Origin of the sequence: Nocardia sp. NPDC020380 (genome assembly GCF_044386975.1) — a bacterium.
GTDB lineage: Bacteria > Actinomycetota > Actinomycetes > Mycobacteriales > Mycobacteriaceae > Nocardia.
In genome coordinates this window covers 176,249-194,964 of the sequence record NZ_JBIRVQ010000012.1, presented here as the reverse complement: position 1 = coordinate 194,964, position 18,716 = coordinate 176,249, and the positions used below count along the sequence as shown (strand labels likewise).

Here is an 18,716-nt window from a genome sequence, read left to right as displayed (position 1 = left end):
TCGTCAACCGCCCGCCCCGTCGGGTGCGCGCTCAGACCCCGGAGGCGGTGATCAGCAGGCGACCGGTCGAGGAATCCAGCTGCACCCAGCGGCTCTCGCTGGTCGTCTGGCCGTTCTTGAGCACGTAGGTCAGGTTCACGACGGCACGGTTGCTGCCCTGTGTGGTGACCCCGCCGACGCTGACCGACGCGATCCCGCCCCAGAACTGGGAGTAGGCGCCGTAGCCGCCGGTGGAACTCTGATAGCCGGGCGACAGCTCCGACCACGCGCCGCTCACATTGCCGGGCAGCATGCCGTAGTAGCCCTGCACGAAGGAACTCACCGACTGCACCGAGGCCGGACCGTACGGGGTCGTCGTCACCGGGGGCGTGGTGGTCGGCGGCAGCGTCGTGGTCGGCGGGACGGGCGCATTGCTCGGCACGGGCGCTCCCGGCACCAGGCCCGAGGTCGGGGCGGGCACGGTGGTCGGCGCGACGGCGGAGGCGGGCGGGTTCGAGCTACGGGTCGCCTGCCCGGCGGTGCCGCCCGATTGCGGCTGGGCATTGCCGCCGCCGTCCGCCGGTGCGCCGCCCTGTGGTGAGGAGGCCACCGCCGTGGTCGGATTCACCGGCGCGGTGGCCGGGCTGGTGCCGTTGGCCGCGGGTGCATTGCTGCTGCTGTTGCGGTTCACCGCGACCGCGACCACGCCCGCGATGATCAGCGCGCCCACGATGCCGGCGGCGACCAGGGCGAGCAATCGCCGATTCCGGTCCATGCCACCGTTTTTCGACCCCGGTGGTCCCGGCGGCACCGGCGTCTGGGGCGCGGTGCCCGAGCCGCCGGATCGCGAGGCGCCCATGTCCACGTGCACGGTGGGGTCGGTGGCATTGGCCGTGGACGCGCGGGCGGCGGAGGTGGCCAGCACCGTGGTGGCGCCCGAAGCATCCACTGCCGCAGCGGCATTCGCCGCCGGCATCACCTTGGTGACCGGCAGCGGTGCGGGCGTGCGGCCCTCGGCCACGGCCTGCAGCTGCTCGGCGGCCTGGACCATGGTGGGCCGGTCCGCCATCTCGGCGGCCAGCAGTTCCATGAGCACCGGTCCGAGCGCGCCGGCCCGCTTGGGCTCCGGCACGGTCGCGCGCGCCACCGAATGCAGTACGGCCAGCGGGTTGTCGCCCTCACCGAACGGGGGCGAGCCCTCCACGGCCGCGTAAAGCGTTGAGCCCAGCGCGAATACGTCGGAGGCGGGTTCGGGGTTCTCGCCGCGCGCGACCTCCGGGGACAGGTAGGCGGGCGTGCCGGCCAGGAAGCCGGTGGAGGTGACGGTGACATCGCCGATGGCGCGGGAGATGCCGAAGTCGGTGATCTTCACCGTGCCGTCGTCGGCGACCAGGATATTGGCGGGCTTCACATCCCGGTGCACGATCCCGGCCTTGTGCGCGGCGGCGAGCGCCTCGGCGACCTTGGCCCCGATGCGGGCGACCTCGGCCGGATCGAGATGGCCCTTCTCGCGCATGAGCGCCGCGAGACTGACCGCGTCGACGTATTCCATGACCAGCCAGGGCTGGCCGTCCTCCTCCGCCACATCGAAGACCGTGACGGCATTGGGGTGATGCAGGCGTGCGGCGATGCGCCCCTCACGCATCGCCCGCATCCTGGCCTCGACGGCCTGGGACCGGGTCAGCCCCGGTGTCAGCAGCAGCTGTTTGACCGCGACCGTGCGGCGCAGCCGAACATCGGTCGCGCGCCACACGACCCCCATCGCACCGGTGCCGATCGGATCCGTAAGTCGGTACCGCCCCGAAATCAGCCGGTCTGCGCTCATGTGGTTGTGCCCCTCCTGCTGGCTTTCGCGCCGAGCCACCCTGCACCGTTGCGCGAAAAGCCCGGAAACCTCTTGGAAATTCTAAGCGTTGAAGTACTTGGCTTCCGGGTGCAGCAGCACGAACGCATCGGTCGACTGCTCCGGATGCAGTTGCAACTCCTCGGACAGTGTCACCCCGATCCGGCCGGCGTCCAGCAGGTCGACGAGTTTGGCGCGATCCTCCAGATCTGGGCAGGCGCCGTAGCCGAACGAGTACCGAGCGCCACGGTATCCCAGTTTGAAGTATTCCTGCACATCGGCAGGGTCCTCATCGGCGACCGAATGTCCTTCCAGCGTCAGTTCTTCACGCACGCGCCGGTGCCAGAACTCGGCCAGCGCCTCGGTGAGCTGCACGCCGATGCCGTGGACCTCGAGGTAGTCGCGGTAGTTGTTCTCGGCGAAGAGCACATTGGCGAAATCGGCGATCGGCTGTCCCATGGTGACCAGCTGGAACGGCAGCACATCCACCTGACCGGTCTGCACTGCGTGTTCGCGCGAGCGGATGAAATCGGCGATGCAGAGGAACCGGTCGCGTTGCTGACGCGGGAAAGTGAACCGATACCGTTCCGGCGCATCGGGTTTCGGCTCCGTGAGAACAATCACATCATCGCCCTCGGAGACCGCCGGGAAGTAGCCGTACACCAGCGCGGCATGCTGCAGCACGCCCTCGGCGGTCAGGCGGTCCAGCCAATACCGCAGCCGCGGACGGCCTTCGGTCTCCACCAGCTCCTCATAGGAGGCACCCTCGCCGCCACGCTGACCGCGCAGCCCCCACTGACCCAGGAACAGCGCACGCTCGTCGAGCAGACCCGAGTACTCGCTGACCGATAGGCCCTTGACGATGCGGGTCCCCCAGAACGGCGGCGTCGGCACCGCCAGATCGGCGGCCACATCCGAGCGCGCGGGCACCTCGACCGGCACCTCGACGGCCTTGCGCTGCTCGGCGATGCGCTTGGAACGCTCGTGGCGCGCCTTGCGCTCGGCGGCCTTCTCCCGCGCCGCGATGGCCTCGGGCGAATCCGGATCGATGCCACCGCCGCGCTTGAGGGTCATGATCTCGTCCATCAGCCGCAGGCCCTCGAAGGCGTCGCGCGCGTAGTGCACATCGCCCTGATAGACCTCGGTGAGATCGTTCTCGACGTAACCGCGGGTGAGCGCCGCGCCACCGAGGAGCACCGGGAACTGCTCCGCGACGCCGCGGGTGTTCATCTCCTGCAGGTTCTCCTTCATGACCACGGTGGACTTCACCAGCAGTCCGGACATGCCGATCACGTCGGCGCGCTTGTCCACGGCGGCCTCGAGAATGGTCGAAATCGGTTGCTTGATACCGAGATTGACGACCTCGTAGCCATTGTTGGACAGGATGATGTCCACCAGGTTCTTGCCGATATCGTGCACGTCGCCCTTGACCGTGGCCAGCACGATGCGGCCCTTGCCGGAGTCGTCGGTGGACTCCATATGCGGTTCCAGGTGCGCGACAGCGGTTTTCATGACCTCGGCCGACTGCAGCACGAACGGCAGCTGCATCTGGCCCGAGCCGAACAGCTCACCGACGGTCTTCATGCCCGACAGCAGCGTCTCGTTGATGATCTGCAGCGGCGGCACCTCCTGCATGGCCGCGTCCAGATCGGCTTCCATGCCGGCCTTCTCACCGTCCACGATGCGCCGCTCGAGGCGCTCGAACAGCGGGAGCGCGGCCAGTTCCTCGGCGCGCGAGGCCTTGGAGGAGGCCGCGGACACGCCTTCGAACAGCGCCATGAGCTTCTGCAGGGGGTCGTAGTCCTCGGTGCGGCGGTCGTAGACCAGATCGAGGGCGACCTCGCGCTGCTCCTCCGGAATCCGGGACATGGGGAGGATCTTGGAGGCGTGCACGATGGCCGAATCCAGACCGGCCTCCACGCATTCGTGCATGAACACCGAGTTCAGCACCTGCCGCGCGGCCGGGTTGAGGCCGAAGGAGATGTTCGAGAGACCCAGCGTGGTCTGCACTTCCGGGTGCAGGCGCTTGAGTTCGCGGATGGCCTCGATGGTTTCGATGCCGTCGCGGCGCGACTCCTCCTGGCCGGTGCCCAGGGTGAAGGTCAGGGTGTCGATGATGATGTCGGACTCGTCGAGTCCCCAGTTGCCGGTGATATCGGCGATGAGCCGCTCGGCGATCTCCACCTTGTGCGCGGCGGTGCGAGCCTGCCCGTTCTCGTCGATGGTCAGGGCCACCACGGCCGCACCGTGTTCGGCGACCAGTGCCATGGTCTGCTGGTAGCGCGACTCCGGTCCGTCACCGTCCTCGAAGTTGACCGAGTTGACCGCGCAGCGCCCGCCCAGATGCTCCAGACCGGCCTGCAGCACCGGGGTTTCGGTGGAGTCCAGCATGATCGGCAGGGTGGACGCGGTGGCCAGGCGCGACGCCAGTTCGGCCATGTCGAGGCTGCCGTCGCGGCCCACATAGTCGACGCACAGGTCCAGCATGTGGGCGCCGTCGCGGGTCTGGTCCTTGGCGATGTCGAGGCACTTCTGCCAGTCGCCGGCCAGCATGGCGTCGCGGAAGGCCTTGGAGCCGTTGGCATTGGTGCGCTCGCCGATCATCATGATCGAGGCGTCCTGCTCGAAGGGCACCGCGGTGTAGATGGAGGACACGCTCGGCTCGTGGGCCGGGGTGCGGCGGGCCTGCTCGACCTCGCGCACCGCGGCGGCCACCTGGCGGATGTGCTCGGGGGTGGTGCCGCAGCAGCCGCCGACCAGCGAGAGCCCGAACTCGGACACGAACTGGCTCAACGCGATCGCCAAATCCTCGGCGCTGAGCGGGTATTCGGCGCCATTGGCGCCGAGAATGGGCAGACCGGCGTTCGGCATGACCGACACCGGCAGCTGCGCGTGCTTGGACAGATGACGCAGGTGCTCGCTCATCTCGTCCGGACCGGTCGCGCAGTTGAGGCCGATCATGTCGATGCCGAGCTTCTCGAGCGCGGTCAGCGCGGCGCCGATCTCGGAGCCGACGAGCATGGTGCCGGTGGTCTCCACGGTCACGTGCGTGATGATCGGGATGCGCCGGCCCGCGCGCAGCATGGCATTGTGGCTGCCGGTGATCGCGGACTTGACCTGCAGCAGGTCCTGGCAGGTCTCGATGAGGATGGCGTCGGCGCCGCCGTCGAGCATGCCGAGCGCGGCCTCGGTGTAGGCATCGCGCAGGGAGACATAAGGAGCGTGGCCCAGGGTCGGCAGCTTGGTGCCGGGTCCCATCGAGCCCAGCACGTAGCGCGGGGTGCCGTCGGCGGAGGGGCCCATCTCGTCGGCGACCTCGCGGGCCAGCCGGGTGCCGCGCTCCGACAGATCGCGGATGCGATCGGCGATGTCGTAGTCGGCGAGGTTGGGCAGGTTGCACCCGAAGGTGTTGGTCTCGACCGCGTCCGCGCCGGCCTCGAAGTAGGCGCGGTGGATGTGTCGCAGCACGTCGGGGCGGGTTTCATTGAGGATCTCGTTGCAACCCTCGAGGCCACGGAAATCGTCGAGCGTGAGATCCGCGGCCTGCAGCATCGTCCCCATCGCACCGTCCCCGATCACAACACGTTTACTGAGCGTGTCGAGTAGGGTGGTGTCGAATTCGGCGCGGCTGCGTACTGACATGTACTCAAGAGTAGTGGGATGCGCAGACAACCTGTATCCGACTGTGTCTTCTGCCTCCGCTTCGCTCCGGCGGGTTCGCGGCCCTGTAAGTCTCGGTCTTCCCTCCTTCCGCTCCTCCGCTTCGCTCCCCCGCTCCACTCAGTCCAGACCGAGACGGGCCGCGAACATGAGCGGCGGGGGTCGATTGCGCGTCGTTTATACGCAGGTGTGCGGCACACCGTAGGCTGACCGGGTGAACGCCAGTGAATCCCCGGTGCCACCGGAATCGGACCTTCCCACCCTGCGGGATCCGGTGCTCGTCGCGGCCTTCGAAGGCTGGAACGACGCTGCCGACGCCGCCAGCGGTGCGGTCGAGCACCTGGAATTGATCTGGGATGCGCAGCCGCTGGCTGAGCTCGATTCCGAGGACTACTACGACTATCAGGTGAATCGTCCCACCGTGCGTCAGGTGGATGGCGTGACGCGGGAGATCCAGTGGCCGTCGACCATGCTGTCGGTGTGCTCGCCGCCGGGCAGTGATCGTGATGTGGTGCTGCTGCGCGGTGTGGAACCCAATATGCGGTGGCGGTCCTTCTGCAGTGATCTGCTCGAATTCGTGGAACAGCTCGGCGTGTCGACGGTGGTGATCCTGGGTGCGCTGCTGGCCGATACCCCGCACACCCGCCCGGTGCCGGTCACCGGAACCGCCTACAGCAAGGAAGCCGCCGAGCGCTTCAATCTGGAACAGACCCGCTACGAGGGCCCGACCGGCATCACCGGCGTCTTGCAGGATGCCTGTGTGCGCGCGGGTGTTCCGGCCATCTCCTTCTGGGCCGCGGTGCCGCACTACGTTTCTCAGCCGCCGAATCCGAAAGCCGTGATCGCACTGCTGCACCGGGTCGAGGATGTGCTCGATGTGGAGGTGCCGCTGGGCGGGCTGCCCGAGCAGGCCGAGGAGTGGGAGGCCGCGGTGAACGAAATGACCGCGGGCGATGAGGAAATCGCGGAGTACGTGCGCTCGCTCGAGGAGCGTGGCGATGCCGAGGTGGATCTGTCGGAGGCCATGGCCAAGATCGACGGTGACGCCATCGCGGCCGAGTTCGAGAAGTACCTGCGCCGGCGTGGGCGCGGCGGCTTCGGGCTCTAGCGAACATCCCCGATAGCACGCGCTGCCGCAAACTCCGAGTTACCATTCGCCAACCAGCCAGTCGGTACTGAAATCCGGTCCCAGCACCGGATTTCAGTACCTTCTGTTCTGTTTGTGAGCTTTCCGTACCGGATGGTTCGCGAGCTCAGTGCTCGACGGTCCACACCTGCGCGGAGGCCTCGTGGGCCAGCTTCGCGATCAGCAGGTCACGCGGAATCGTCTGACCGGCAAGATGATCGAGAGACGGCACCACCACGTGGTGCGCGTCGGCACGCTTGAGCTCCGCGGTCAGCTCCGCGAACGCGGTGCCGTCACCCGAGGTCGATTCATGGAACGTCGCGGCGAAGCACAGTCCGGCCGACTGGGCCAGCCCGCACATGGCGTCCTCCAGCTCATCGGTGCGGCCATCGGCCAGGTCGTCACGCACGTACCCATAGATCAACGCTTCCACCCGAACCTCCGTTGGATTGGGGATCGCTGTTCTTTAGTGTGCCCGTAGTCAGCTTGGCGTACGCGAAGATGCAATTGCAGATGTCAACCCACTGACATTCGCGTGCCCTATCCGGGTCCATCCGGCGTTAACTGGTGAGATACTACAGAGCGTGTCCGCTGGTGACGATCGACCCGTCTGGGCTGTCCGAATGCGCGCCGAACGCGATGCTCGGGGGTGGTCTCAAGCGGATGCGGTCCGCGCGGTGCGCGCCAAATCCCCCCACAATCTGCCGACCGACAGCACGCTGTTGCGCAATTGGCGGCGTTGGGAATCGGGCGAATCACGCCCCGACGACTTCTACGCGCCGATCATCGCGGCCGCCTTCGACACGGTGACCGCGGCTTTCTTCCCCAAGGCCCGCCCGAATCGCGACGATGAGCTGTTGTCGGCCACCGGGATGGACACGCTCGAATTCATCGGCCGGCTGCGCATGTCGGACGTGTCCTCAGCAACCTTGGACGCCATACGGATAACCGCCGACCGGTTGTGTTCGGAGTATCCGTGCGCCGATCCGCACGAGCTGCACTCGGAGGGGACGGCGTGGTTGCGGAGGATTACCTCCCTACTGGACGGTCGCCTTACTCTCGCGCAGCACCGCGAAGTCCTGGTGCTCGCGGGTTGGGTTGCCCTACTGGTCGGTTGCGTTGATTACGACCTCGGCTGGCGCACCGCCGCCGAAGCCACCCGTCGGGCCGCGCTCTCGCTCGGGCAGGAAGCCGAGCATGCCGAAATCATCGGCTGGGGTGCGGAAATGGCCGCTTGGTTCGCGCTGACCCAGGCGAACTACCGCGGCGCCGTCGAAGCCGCCGAGGCCGCGCACTCCGACACCATGAATCTGGGTGTGGGCGTACAGCTCGCGGCCCAGCGGGCCAAGGCCTGGGCACGACTCGGTGATCGGCGGGAAGTGGAAAACGCGCTCGCCCAGGGCCGTTCAATTCTGGACAAACTCGAACATCCACCCAATCTGGACAATCACTTCGTGGTGGACCCGCGGAAGTTCGACTTCTACGCCATGGATTGCTGCCGGGTCTCCGGCGACGACCGGCTCGCGGAAAACTATGCCCGCCAGGTCATTCAGAGCAGCACCCGCCCCGACGGCAGCATCCGCAAACCCATGCGGGTGGCCGAGGCGCATCTCACCCTGGCGGTCGTCGCGGTGCGCGATCGCAATCTGGAGCTCGCCCTGGACGAGGGCCTGCGCGCCTTCGCCGGCAAGCGCCGCTCACTGCCCTCGCTCATGTGGATCGCCGGCGAAACGGCCCGCGAACTGATCGAGCGCTACCCCGGCGACCCGCGCACCCATACTTATCTCGATCAACTGCGGGCCCTGGCGGCAGGCTGAGTGATCTCCGGTTAGGCTCCCGCCCATGGACTTCAGTCTGTGGACCTGCGCTGCCCGAGGGCACGAGACCTTTGCCCCGAACGAGCCCGAGCTCGCGGCACGCCTCCATGTGGCCACCCCGGCCGGCGAGTCCTGGCGCTGCCTGCGCTGCGGCAACTTCGTGCCCGGCGAGCCGCGCGGCAGCGGCCCGGCCGACGACGCACCCGAGGTGCCGCGCGGGCGGCTGCTGCGGGACAAGTTCATCATGCGGCTGCTGGCCGTGGAGCGGATCATCCGCTGCGTCGTGTTCATCCTGCTGGGCGCGGGCGTGCTCAAACTGCGCGGTTCCCAGCAACATTGGAAGAGCAACTGGGACAACGACATGCCGATGGTCCGGCAGCTCGCCGATCAGATCGGCTGGAATCCGGACCATTCCAAGATCATCCGCAGTATCGACAAGGCCTTCACCCTGTCCCCGCACGTCCTGGTGTGGATCGCGGTGGGGCTGTTCGTCTATGCGCTCATCGAACTGATCGAAGCCGTGGGGCTGTGGCTCGGGCAGCGCTGGGGTGAGTACTTCGCCGTCATCGCCACCGGCATCTTCCTGCCGCTCGAGGTCTACGAGCTGACCGAGAAGGTCACCGTGCTGCGGGCCGGCGCGTTCATCATCAATGTGGCCGCGGTGGTCTGGCTGCTCTGGTCGAAGCGGCTGTTCGGTCTCAACGGCGGCGGCAAGGCCTACTACGCCGAGCACCACGACGAGAGCCTGCTCACCGTCGAGCGCTCGGCGGTCGCCACCCACACCGCCTGAGTTGCAATCGGACCGTGGCCACCAGGGTATTAACCTCACCCCGTTGATTCCTCTCTGCCTCGGAGGGCAAGGATTCGTGGCTCAAACAGCCTGAACGCTCAGCGAGCGCCCCGGTCTTATGTTCTCGACACCAGCAGGGTTGAAACCAGCCCTGTTCAGTACCACCAATGCGGCGTTCTCGTCCCTGTTCGACTCGAATCCGCAAGTTGTGCAGTTATATACGCGTTCGGACAGCGGCAGACGGCGCTTGGCTCTTGCACCGCAGACACCACAGTCCATCGTGGTATAGGCAGGATCGATCAATCGCAACTCACGACCGTGCTTGCGCGCCATGTTCAACAGTTCCATCTTGACCATGCCGATGGCGGCGTCAGCAGCTTTGCGGGCCATGGTCGACGACGCAAGAAACCGAGGGTGAAAGTCCTCCACGGCAATCCGATCAAAATCTTGCACCACAGCCTTCGCCCACTTCCGGGCCTCATCTTGACGGCGCCTCGCCACTTTCTTCTGCAGCTTGGCCGACCGCCGCTTCGCGGCGCGGTACCCGGTCGAAGCAGGTTTGCCCCTGGGCGACTTCCGACGGGCCATCGTCCGCTGATAGCGAGCAAGCTTCACAGCAGCGGCCCGACCATGCTGGGGGGTGCGGCAGGTTATGCCCGTCGCTGGTAGTGGTGGCAGTCTCCGTCACGCCCCAGTCGATGCCGATAGCGCGGCCTGTCGGTGGCAACGCCTGAACTCTCACGGCCACCACGAAGGACACATACCAGTGCCCCAACCCGTCTTGAAAAACACGGGCGCTCGTAGGCGGAGCCGGAAGCTCTCGCGACCAGACCACCCGGAGTACCGCGCCACCTGCCAGACGCAGGAGATCATCCTTGATTCGGAACCCCCGTCGCGAGTAGTTCAGCGAGGGACGAGCGATGCCTTTCTTCTTGAACCGTGGCATCCCGGTGCGCCGATGCTGCGGCACTCTCGATTCGATGTCCTTGATCGCCTTCGAACGAGCCCTGCCGAAGTCACGAATCATCTGCTGCTGCGGCACCGATGGGCCTGCGCTCAGCCATTCATGCTCGCTACGCCACCCGGTCAGCTTCTTGTCCAGCGCAGCCGGTCCTATCGGCATACCACTTTCACGCGCTTGCCGAGACGTTGCAACACACTGGTTCCAGACCCATCGGCATCGATCCCAGTCGGCAAGGAGTGCACAACGCGCCGTGTTCGACACGCGGAGACGGTACGTGTAGCGCCCGTTTACAACCCCATCCGACTCGCACATGCGTTCGCATGTTTGCACAATTCACAACGCCACGTTGGGATTTCCGCACTCTTTCTGGTCTCGCTGCCAAGGACTCACCCAAACGAGAGCTGGAGCGACGCGCTTCCGCCCCGTCCCGAAGGCCACTGCGACCACGCTATTCTTCTCCGGTGACCGAGTCCGCTGACGGATTGCTGACCGACCCGACGGGGGGCGGTGCCGAGGAGTTTCCAAGCGCGGAGAGGCGGAGCGACGCCGACCGGCTGCGGTTGTTCTCCTTCGCGACGGCCGAGAAGCGGGCGGACTACCTGTGGGTGCTGCGGGCCTTCGATACGGCCCGCGCGGCGTACGTGGTGTTGCTGCACGCCTCCGATGTCGCGGAGACGCTGACGCGGTGCCCGGGTGCGCCGGCGTTGACGCCGACCGAGGTCGGGCCGCTGCTCGAGCAGTTGCATCAGTGGGGCGTGCTGGAACGCAGTTACGACGGGACGCGGGCGGCGACGCTGGCCGAGTATCGGAACCGGCATTTCGTGTACCAGTTCTCACAGGCGGGGTATCAGGCCTATCGCGCGGTCTCCGATGTACTGGCCGCGCGGCTCGACGAGGCTGCGCTGTCACGACTGGTGCTGCCGGAATTGCTGGCCGATCTGCACACCCTCGCCGAGGCGAATCGCGGCGGAGACGCGCCACGCGTGTACCGCCTGCTGAACCGCCTCGATCGGGCGCTGTCGGATCTGGCCGAGCGGGCCGCGCATTTCTATCTGACGCTGGGCGATCTGGTGCGCACCACCGAGGCGACGCCGGAGGCGTTCCTCGCGCACAAGGACGCACTGCTGGCGCATATGCGCGAATTCTCCATGGACCTGGCGCGATTCGCGCCGCGGCTGGCCACCGCCATCCTCGAGGTAGAGGAGACCGGGGTCGACGAACTCATCGAGCGGGCCGCCCGCGTCGATGAGCGCGTCCTGCTGAATGCGACCGAACGCGAGGCGGATTGGCGCGCCCGCTGGGAGGGCATGCGCGACTGGTTCGTGGCCGACGGCGAGAGCGGGCTCACCGAATGCGAGCGCATGCGCGAGGCGACCATGAGCGCCATCGCCGCCGTGCTCTCCCTGCTGCGCCGCGTCACCGAGACCCGCAAGGGCGGCGTCTCCCGCGAATCGGCCCTGCGCCACCTGGCCGGCTGGTTCACCGCCGCCCCCACCGCCGATGCCGCGCACGCCCTCTACGACGCGGTCTTCGGCCTCGGCCGCCCCCGCCACCTGGCCATGCAGCACCCCGACGCCGACGTCATCCCCGCCATCCGATCCTGGTGGGACGCACCGCCGTTGGAGATCGCCCGCACCCTCGCCGAAACCGGCCGCCCGCCGACCCCCGGCGCTCCCGCCCGCCTGCAACGCAATGACGCCGGCATCCGCCGCCTGCGCCAGGCCCAGCTCGACGCCCAGCGCGCCCGCGCCGAGGCAGCCCAATCCCTGGCCTCCGCCGACGTCCACGACCGCGAACTCGACGAAGGCGAAACCGAGGTCCTGCTCCGCCTGCTCGACGCCGCCTCCACCGCCTGGGTCCCGGTCAGCGGCCGCGTCTCCAGCACCGGCTCCGACAGCGGCGTCACCCTCACCGTCTCCGAATTCGACGGCTCCACCGTCGTCCGCACCGCCCGCGGCCTCCTCCACCTCAACGGCCGCCAACTCCAGGTCCGCGAGACGTCAACTCTCCGCAAGACGAAAGCGCCCGCACCGCAAGGGAAACGCGCAGGATCCAAGCGGCCTGGCGCAGCGAACGGAGAACTCCAGCACGGGAGCATCACCACCGGTGGAGACCCGTCGGGGCAGGCCGACCGCACGGCCGACAGCGGTTCACCAGTCACGAGCATGGTCGACTCGGATCCGACCGATCTGCCCAATGCCGGTGCCGGCTCGACCGACTCGGGCGCAAATGATCAGACCGTCGCGGACGCAGCTGCCGGAAAGGAGGTGGGCTGATGCATGCGCGGTCCATTGATTCGCTGGCGCTGGACAGTTATCAGCGGGCGGCTCGGGTGATGCTGGCCAATCATCTGGTGACGCGAACTTATCCGGATCGGATTGCGCTGCCGTTGATTCGGCGGTGGGCCACCGAGTTGCGGGAGGATCTGGCGGAGCTGTTCGGGTATCGGCTGGAGGTCACCGAGACGACGGCGCGGTTGTTCCCGGTGCTGGATCGGCTGGATGCGGGGCGACCGGCGCGGACCACCGGGGAGCGGCTGTTCGATCGGCGGCGGTATGCGTATCTGGCGTTGTCGCTGGCGGCGCTGGGGCGGGCCGGGGATCAGATCACGTTGTCGGAGTTGGCCAATCAGGTGGCCGCCTATACCGAACGGGTGGATGGGCTGGAGCTGGCGCCGGATCGGGCGGCGGATCGGGATGCGTTCGTGGATGCCGTCGGCTGGCTGGCGGCGCGGGGCGCGGTGACGCTCGCGGACGGCGATGCGGGCGGGTGGGCGACCGATCCCGAAGCGGGCGAGGCGCTCTACGACATCGATCGGGCGGTGGTGTTCGCCTTGTTCCGGCCGCCGCGGGCGCTGCAGCATCTGCAGAGTGTCACCGGGCTGCTCGGCGAAGAGGCGGGCGGTTCCGACATGCGTTCGGCCACCGCGGCTTCGGCGGCGCGCAAGGTGCGGCGGGCGCTGGTGGAGCAGCCGGTCGTCTATGCCGATGAGCTGGACGAGACCGAGCGGGCGCTGCTGGGCCAGGAGAAGCTGGTCACCGAGGTCGAGTATGTGACGGGTCTGCGCGCCGAACGCCGCGCGGAAGGTGTGGCGCTCATCGACAGTTCGGGTCGGCTCTCCGATGTGCGGTTCCCGGGCACGGGCACGCTCGCGCAGGTGGCCCTGCTGCTGGCAGGTGAGATCGCGGATCTGGTGCTGGATATCGACAATCCGGTCGAACGCCGGCCGCGACCGGAGCGGCCGTTCACCGATCTGGCCGAGCAACTCGACTCCGCGATCCCCATGACCACGGTCTTCGCGCCGTTGGCCGATGCCGTCGATATCTTCGGGTTCGACGAGGACTCGAACGAGCCGGAGGAACCGGAGATTCCGGACTATCCGTTCGTCGAATCCTCGTGGATCCGCGACACCGTGCAGATGCTGACGGCCCGCTACGGCAATACCTTCGCCGCGCAATGGCAGGCCGATGTGCCGGGTCTGATGGCGGAGGTCGTCTCGCTGCTGGAGCGGTTGCGCCTGGTCGAACTGGTGGACGGCGGGTTACTGATCCTGCCCGTGCTGGCGCGCTATCGCGGCGCGATCGTCACCATCCGCACCCGTGCGGAGACCGAATTGTTCATTTCTCCAACGCAAGTCGGCGCGGAGCAGTCCGCCGTGAGCTCCACAGAGAAGGGATCCGGGAACCGATGACCGACCTCATTCACGGTGGCATCCGCTTCGTCCCCACCCGCGCGGGCATCGTCAACCTGTGGGACTACCGCGACCAGGAGTTCTGCTTCGCCGACGGCCGCCTGGTGTTGCGCGGCCCGAACGGTTCGGGCAAGACCAAGGGCCTGGAGGTCCTCTACCCCTTCGTGCTGGACGGTCGCATCGAGCCGCGGCGGCTCAACCCGTTCGCGGGTGAAGAACGCACCATGAAGTCGAACCTGCTGTACCGCAAGCAGGAATCGGCGTACTCCTACGTGTGGATGGAGTTCGCGCGCGGCGAATGGGACGACCCGGAGGTCGTCACCATCGGGATCGGCATGCGCGCCACCCGCTCTTCGGACAAGGTGACGCGCTGGTATTTCGTCGCGGACGGCCGTGTCGGCGTGGACTTCTCGCTGCTCGGCCCCGATGATCGCCCGCTGACCCGAAAGCAGCTGGCCGAGCAGATCGGCTCCGACGCCATCGTGGACCGGCCGGTCGAATACCGGTCCGCCATCGACGCCCGCATGTTCGGTCTCGGGCAGCAGCGCTACGACCAGCTCATCAATCTGATTCTGACGCTGCGCCGTCCGCAGCTGGCCAAGAACCTGGACCCGCGCGGCTTGTCGCAGGCGCTCACCGACGGTCTGCGCCCGCTCGACGAGCAGCTCATCCTGGACGCCGCCCGCTCCTTCAGCGATATGGAAGAGGTCGGCCGCACCCTCGAGGGCCTGATCCAGGCCGACACCGCCACCCGCACTTTCGTCGACGTCTACCGCAAATACCTTGCCGTGCAGGCGAAGACGGATATCGACCAGGTCCGCACCCGCCTCGACGCCGTCACCCACGCCAGCACCGCCCTGCACGCCGCCGCGGCCCTGCGCAAGCGCCGCGAGACCGACCGCGCCGCCGCCGAGACCCGCGCCGAGGACGCCGACCGCGCCTACGAGCAGGCCCTCTCCGACCGCGAAACCCTGCAGCGTTCCAGCGCTTACGAGGGCAAGCAGCAGCTCGACGATCTCGCCGACGCCGTCAAACGCCTGGAGACTTCGGCCGCCGTCCACACCGACAAGTCGCTGAAGGCCCGCCAGACCGTCGACCAGCGCAACGAGGAATCCGAACGCGCCCGCTCCGCCGTCCAGCATGCCGCCTCGGCCCTGTCCCGCGGTGAGGACGAACTGCGTTCCGCCGCAGAGGAAGCCGGCATCCCCTGGACCGACCTTCCCGAACAGGCCCGCGCCGACCACCTCACCACCACCGTCCGCTCGCACGCCGAGGAACGCGACGCCGACGTCCGCGCCGTCCGCCGCGCCCTCACCCTGGTCGACGCCGCCGTCACCGAGCGCACCCGCGCCGAACGAGCCGCCCAGCGCGCCACCGAACTCCGTGACTCCGCCGCCGCCGAACTCGCCGAAACCGAAGCGGCAGTGGCCCTCGCCCGCTCCAATACCGCGGCCTCCCTGCGCGAATGGTGGGACACCCACCGCGAGGTCTACTCCCCCATCCGCGAGGGCCTCTTCGAAGCCATCGACGACGCCCTCGGCCAGGTGGGCACCGAACAGGTCGCGGTCACACCCGCCGAGGTGCTGGCCGAGCGGACCGAGCCGCTGACCGAAGAGGTCCGCGGCCGCCGCCAAGAGGCCCGCACCCGCGCCGCCCAGGGCAAGGCCCGGAGCGCGGAGTTGCGTGCCGAGCGGGAGCAGGTCGCGGCCGAACGCGATGACGCCCCACCGGCTTTCGCCGCGCGGACCGATGTGCGCGGTGAGGTGCCGGGCGCGCCGCTGTGGCGGTTGGTGCGGTTCGCCGACAAGGTCACACCCGAAGCCGCTGCCGGTATCGAGGCGGCGCTGCAGGCCTCGAACCTGCTCGATGCGTGGGTGTGTGCCGGTTCCGAGCTGCCGGCGCATGCGTCGGAGCAGTTCCTGGTGCCGCTACCGGCGAAGGAGCGACCCTCCGGGCGCACGCTCGCCGATGTCCTTGTCGTCGAGGATGATTCGGACACCTTGACGGTGCCGCGGCAGACCGTGGCCGATGTGCTGGCATCCATCGCGCTGCACGAAACCGCGACGGCGAAGAAGAAGGACAGCTCGGCCGGTGTGTCCGGAGCCGCCGCGCAGCCTGTCGACGGCTCGCTCGCCATTGCCACCGACGGCCGATTCCGTCAGGGCGTACAGGTCGGTCGCCATTTCAAGGCCGATGCCGAGTTCATCGGCACCACCGCGCGGGCACGCCGGCGGGAGCTGCGGTCGGCGGAGCTGGCGGCGGCCATCGAGACCGCCGAGACCGAGGTCGCGACCGCACTGGCCGAGGAGCAGGCCGCCACCGATGAGCTGGCGCGGATTTCGGCCGCGGCCAAGGCGCTTCCGCGGACGACCGCGGTGACCGCCGCCCTGCGGGCCGTGTCCGAGGCGGCCGGTATGTTGCGGTCGCGGTCCGAGGCGGCCGGACAGGCCGAGCGGGATCTGGATCAGGCCGTGGCCGAATACTCGGCGGCGGACAAGAAGGTTCGGGCCATCGCCGCCGATCACAAGGCGCCGCGGGATCCGGCCGAGCTGGATGCGCTCGCTGCCTCGGTGCGGCACTTCGAGAATGCGGGCACCGCGCTGCTGCGTCTCCGCGGCGATCATCAGCGCGAGCATGAGCGGGCCCGCGAGGCGTCGGACCGGCTCGATGAATCCAAGGATCTCGCCGAGGCGTTCGCCGAGGAAGCCGAGGCCGCGCGTAGCGGTTACGAGGAGCAGCTGCGCAAGCTGGAGACGCTGCGAGAAGCCTTGGGCGCCGGTGCCGACGACATCGATCGGGAACTCGAGCTGGCGCGCGAGCGCATCGATGCCGCGCGTGCCGAGCAGAAGGCGGCCCGCAAGGCGGCACACGAGGCCATCGAGGGTGTCGGCACCGCCGAGGGCGCGCATCGCGCCGCGCACGACACGCTCGGCACCGCGCTCACCGAATTGCTCGCCGACGTACGGCATCTGGCCCCGTACGCCCGTCCGGACCTGCTCAGCCTGCTGGGCGCGCCCCCGGAGAGCCGCTGGCCCAGCAGTGATGCGGCTTGGTCGACCCCGGAGCAGCTGCTCTACCGCATCGAGAACGGCGACCCCGAGCAGGAGCCGAAGGTGCTGCCCGACGAGGTGGCCGAGCTGTTCGAGAACCTGGCCACCGCAACATCTTCGGTACGAGCCGGTGAAGCGGCCCGCAAGTCGACCCGCAGCAATGTCACCACCGCCCTGCAGGAATTCGACGCGGCCCTGGCGGCGGCCCGGCAGGATTACCGCCTGCACTGGGATGCCGCCGACGGCCTCACCGTCGTGCAGGTCCACGACGATCACGGCCTGTCCGCGCTGGCCGATTTCGCGGGCCGCATCGGCTCCGCGCGCCGCGATCAGGAGCTGCTGCTCACCGACGCCGAGCGCCGCATCCTCGAGGACGCGCTGCTGACCGGCCTGGCCCAGCAGATCCACGAACGCACCAGCGACGCCCGCGATCTCATCTCCCGCATGGGCATGGAGATGAAGCAGCGCCGCATGTCCTCGGGCAATACCATCGGCGTGCACTGGGTACTGGCCGACAACCTGTCCGAACCGGCCCGCGCGGTCTGCAAACTGCTGGATCGGGATTCCTCGGAGCTCACCCCCGAGGACTTGTCCACCATCCGTGCGTATTTCGCCGCCGAGATCCGCACGGCCCGCGCCGCGCATCCGGAGCGTTCCTTCCCCGAGATCCTCGCCGCCACCCTCGATTACCGCGCCTGGCGGGTGTTCTCCTTCACCATCATCACCGCCGACGGCACCGAGGACCGCCTCACCGTGGCCCGCCACAGCGCGCTCTCCGGTGGCGAACAGTCGGTCTCCCTGCACCTTCCGCTGTTCGCCGCCGCCCACGTGATGCTCGACTCCGCCGACCCCCAGGCCCCGCGCCTGCTGGCATTGGACGAGGCGTTCGCCGGCGTCGACGACAACGGCCGCAGCGAACTCCTCGGCCTGAGCGTCCAATTCGACCTGGACCTGTTCATGACCGGCTACGACCTCTGGATCACCTACCCCCACGTCCCCGCCTGCGCCCACTACGACCTGGCACACTCCGCCGCCGAGAACACCGTCAGCGCAACCCTGCTGGTCTGGGACTCCGCCGACCTGCTCGCCGAACACGACGGCACCGACCTCACCGCCGCCCTCGGCTCCCCCAACCGCCGCCGCCTCCCCCACGGCCTGGAAGGCGCGATCCCCATGGACGAGGAACTAGAGCTGACTTCCTGACCCTCGAAACCGGTAGGCACTCATCCCCCTGCGATGCGTGCCTACCGGCTCGGCGGTTACGACCCGTTACAGGCCCACCGCTCGGTGTACGAGTCCGAGTACCAGTGCGCCGAATTCTCGGCCTCGGCAATCGAATCGCCGCGGCCACCGGTGTAGTCACCGGTGCTGGGTGAGTAATCGATGGCGCCGCAGTGGAAGAAAGTGGTCAGCACCGAGCAGTCCGAGTAGCCGCACTGGTCCAGGGCCGCCGATTCGGCGTCCGACTCCGATCCGTAGTTCAGACCCCATCCCATGGCGCCGCTGCGCGCCACGGCGATCGCACCGTAGTAGGTGTACGCGTGCGCGGTGGCCGGAACCAGGAACGACACCGCGATGGCGGATAAAGCGACGAGTCCTATAAGAATCCTTTTCATGGTGTTCCCCCGATGAAGCGTTGAGACGATTCGACGCTACGAACCTGTCGGCGTAATCCCTAGAGCTTTGCCGCTGGTCACGCGCGAAACACCAGGTCAGCGCCTTGTACCGGTTTTCCGGTCCGGAAACCCCGAAATGCCTTTGGCCAGCGGGTTTTCGGGATCCGCGGCAGCTTCGGC

Annotated in this window: 12 protein-coding genes; 6 read left to right on the top strand and 6 right to left on the bottom strand. The window is 68.0% G+C overall.

Translation table 11 applies throughout. From position 1 onward, the window contains the following. Positions 1–31 precede the first annotated feature (31 nt). Both ACH438_RS31580 and metH read right to left on the bottom strand, forming a co-directional pair. Complete coding sequence (locus ACH438_RS31580; RefSeq protein WP_397011845.1) at positions 32–1,804, bottom strand: protein kinase; 1,773 nt, start codon at positions 1,802–1,804, stop codon at positions 32–34. Between the two features lie 81 nt (positions 1,805–1,885). Next, complete coding sequence (gene metH, locus ACH438_RS31575) at positions 1,886–5,464, bottom strand: methionine synthase (protein WP_397011843.1); 3,579 nt, start codon at positions 5,462–5,464, stop codon at positions 1,886–1,888. 232 nt (positions 5,465–5,696) lie between these two features. On the opposite strand from metH, the gene ACH438_RS31570 reads away from it, so the two are divergent. Then, positions 5,697–6,590: a PAC2 family protein gene (locus tag ACH438_RS31570; RefSeq protein ID WP_397011841.1), complete on the top strand. Its 894-nt coding sequence runs from the start codon at positions 5,697–5,699 to the stop codon at positions 6,588–6,590. A 145-nt stretch (positions 6,591–6,735) separates the two neighbouring features. Here the strand turns inward: ACH438_RS31570 and ACH438_RS31565 are convergent, their stop codons facing one another. Next, on the bottom strand, positions 6,736–7,041 hold the full coding sequence (locus tag ACH438_RS31565) for a hypothetical protein (RefSeq protein WP_397011839.1): 306 nt from the start codon (positions 7,039–7,041) through the stop codon (positions 6,736–6,738). Positions 7,042–7,231: 190 nt separating this feature from the next. Between ACH438_RS31565 and ACH438_RS31560 the strand changes: the two genes are divergently transcribed. Both ACH438_RS31560 and ACH438_RS31555 read left to right on the top strand, forming a co-directional pair. Continuing rightward, positions 7,232–8,425 (top strand): XRE family transcriptional regulator, encoded by a 1,194-nt coding sequence (locus ACH438_RS31560; protein WP_397011837.1) that lies wholly within the window; start codon positions 7,232–7,234, stop codon positions 8,423–8,425. A gap of 25 nt (positions 8,426–8,450) precedes the next feature. Beyond that, the gene (locus ACH438_RS31555) at positions 8,451–9,215 is read left to right on the top strand and encodes a DUF2127 domain-containing protein (RefSeq protein ID WP_397011835.1); all 765 of its coding nucleotides are present in this window, start codon (positions 8,451–8,453) and stop codon (positions 9,213–9,215) included. 81 nt (positions 9,216–9,296) lie between these two features. Here ACH438_RS31555 and ACH438_RS31550 read toward each other — a convergent pair whose 3' ends face one another. Beyond that, on the bottom strand, positions 9,297–9,803 hold the full coding sequence (locus ACH438_RS31550) for an RNA-guided endonuclease InsQ/TnpB family protein (RefSeq protein WP_397011833.1): 507 nt from the start codon (positions 9,801–9,803) through the stop codon (positions 9,297–9,299). Then, complete coding sequence (locus tag ACH438_RS31545; protein WP_397011831.1) at positions 9,694–10,491, bottom strand: RNA-guided endonuclease InsQ/TnpB family protein; 798 nt, start codon at positions 10,489–10,491, stop codon at positions 9,694–9,696. The genes ACH438_RS31550 and ACH438_RS31545 overlap by 110 nt, the downstream gene beginning before the upstream one ends. Before the next feature lie 149 nt (positions 10,492–10,640). Between ACH438_RS31545 and ACH438_RS31540 the strand changes: the two genes are divergently transcribed. From ACH438_RS31540 to ACH438_RS31530, 3 genes are read left to right on the top strand one after another with little or no spacing between them, the layout of a single operon-like run. Beyond that, positions 10,641–12,455: a TIGR02677 family protein gene (locus ACH438_RS31540; protein ID WP_397011829.1), complete on the top strand. Its 1,815-nt coding sequence runs from the start codon at positions 10,641–10,643 to the stop codon at positions 12,453–12,455. Beyond that, a complete protein-coding gene (locus tag ACH438_RS31535) occupies positions 12,455–13,870 on the top strand; it encodes a TIGR02678 family protein (RefSeq protein WP_397011827.1) in 1,416 nt (471 codons plus the stop codon). The genes ACH438_RS31540 and ACH438_RS31535 overlap by 1 nt, the downstream gene beginning before the upstream one ends. Next, positions 13,867–18,123: a TIGR02680 family protein gene (locus tag ACH438_RS31530; protein WP_397011825.1), complete on the top strand. Its 4,257-nt coding sequence runs from the start codon at positions 13,867–13,869 to the stop codon at positions 18,121–18,123. Before ACH438_RS31535 ends, ACH438_RS31530 begins: the two co-directional genes overlap by 4 nt. Before the next feature lie 56 nt (positions 18,124–18,179). Here ACH438_RS31530 and ACH438_RS31525 read toward each other — a convergent pair whose 3' ends face one another. Beyond that, a complete protein-coding gene (locus tag ACH438_RS31525) occupies positions 18,180–18,536 on the bottom strand; it encodes a DUF4189 domain-containing protein (RefSeq protein WP_397011823.1) in 357 nt (118 codons plus the stop codon). Positions 18,537–18,716: the final 180 nt, after the last annotated feature.

Bases quoted from the DNA above. Each gene is read 5' to 3' on its own strand.
- ACH438_RS31580 (WP_397011845.1), bottom strand. From the start codon at position 1,804: ATGAGCGCAGACCGGCTGATTTCGGGGCGGTACCGACTTACGGATCCG.
- metH (WP_397011843.1), bottom strand. From the start codon at position 5,464: ATGTCAGTACGCAGCCGCGCCGAATTCGACACCACCCTACTCGACACG.
- ACH438_RS31560 (WP_397011837.1), top strand. From the start codon at position 7,232: ATGCGCGCCGAACGCGATGCTCGGGGGTGGTCTCAAGCGGATGCGGTC.
- ACH438_RS31555 (WP_397011835.1), top strand. From the start codon at position 8,451: ATGGACTTCAGTCTGTGGACCTGCGCTGCCCGAGGGCACGAGACCTTT.
- ACH438_RS31550 (WP_397011833.1), bottom strand. From the start codon at position 9,803: ATGGCCCGTCGGAAGTCGCCCAGGGGCAAACCTGCTTCGACCGGGTAC.
- ACH438_RS31545 (WP_397011831.1), bottom strand. From the start codon at position 10,491: ATGTGCGAGTCGGATGGGGTTGTAAACGGGCGCTACACGTACCGTCTC.
- ACH438_RS31535 (WP_397011827.1), top strand. From the start codon at position 12,455: ATGCATGCGCGGTCCATTGATTCGCTGGCGCTGGACAGTTATCAGCGG.
- ACH438_RS31530 (WP_397011825.1), top strand. From the start codon at position 13,867: ATGACCGACCTCATTCACGGTGGCATCCGCTTCGTCCCCACCCGCGCG.
- ACH438_RS31525 (WP_397011823.1), bottom strand. From the start codon at position 18,536: ATGAAAAGGATTCTTATAGGACTCGTCGCTTTATCCGCCATCGCGGTG.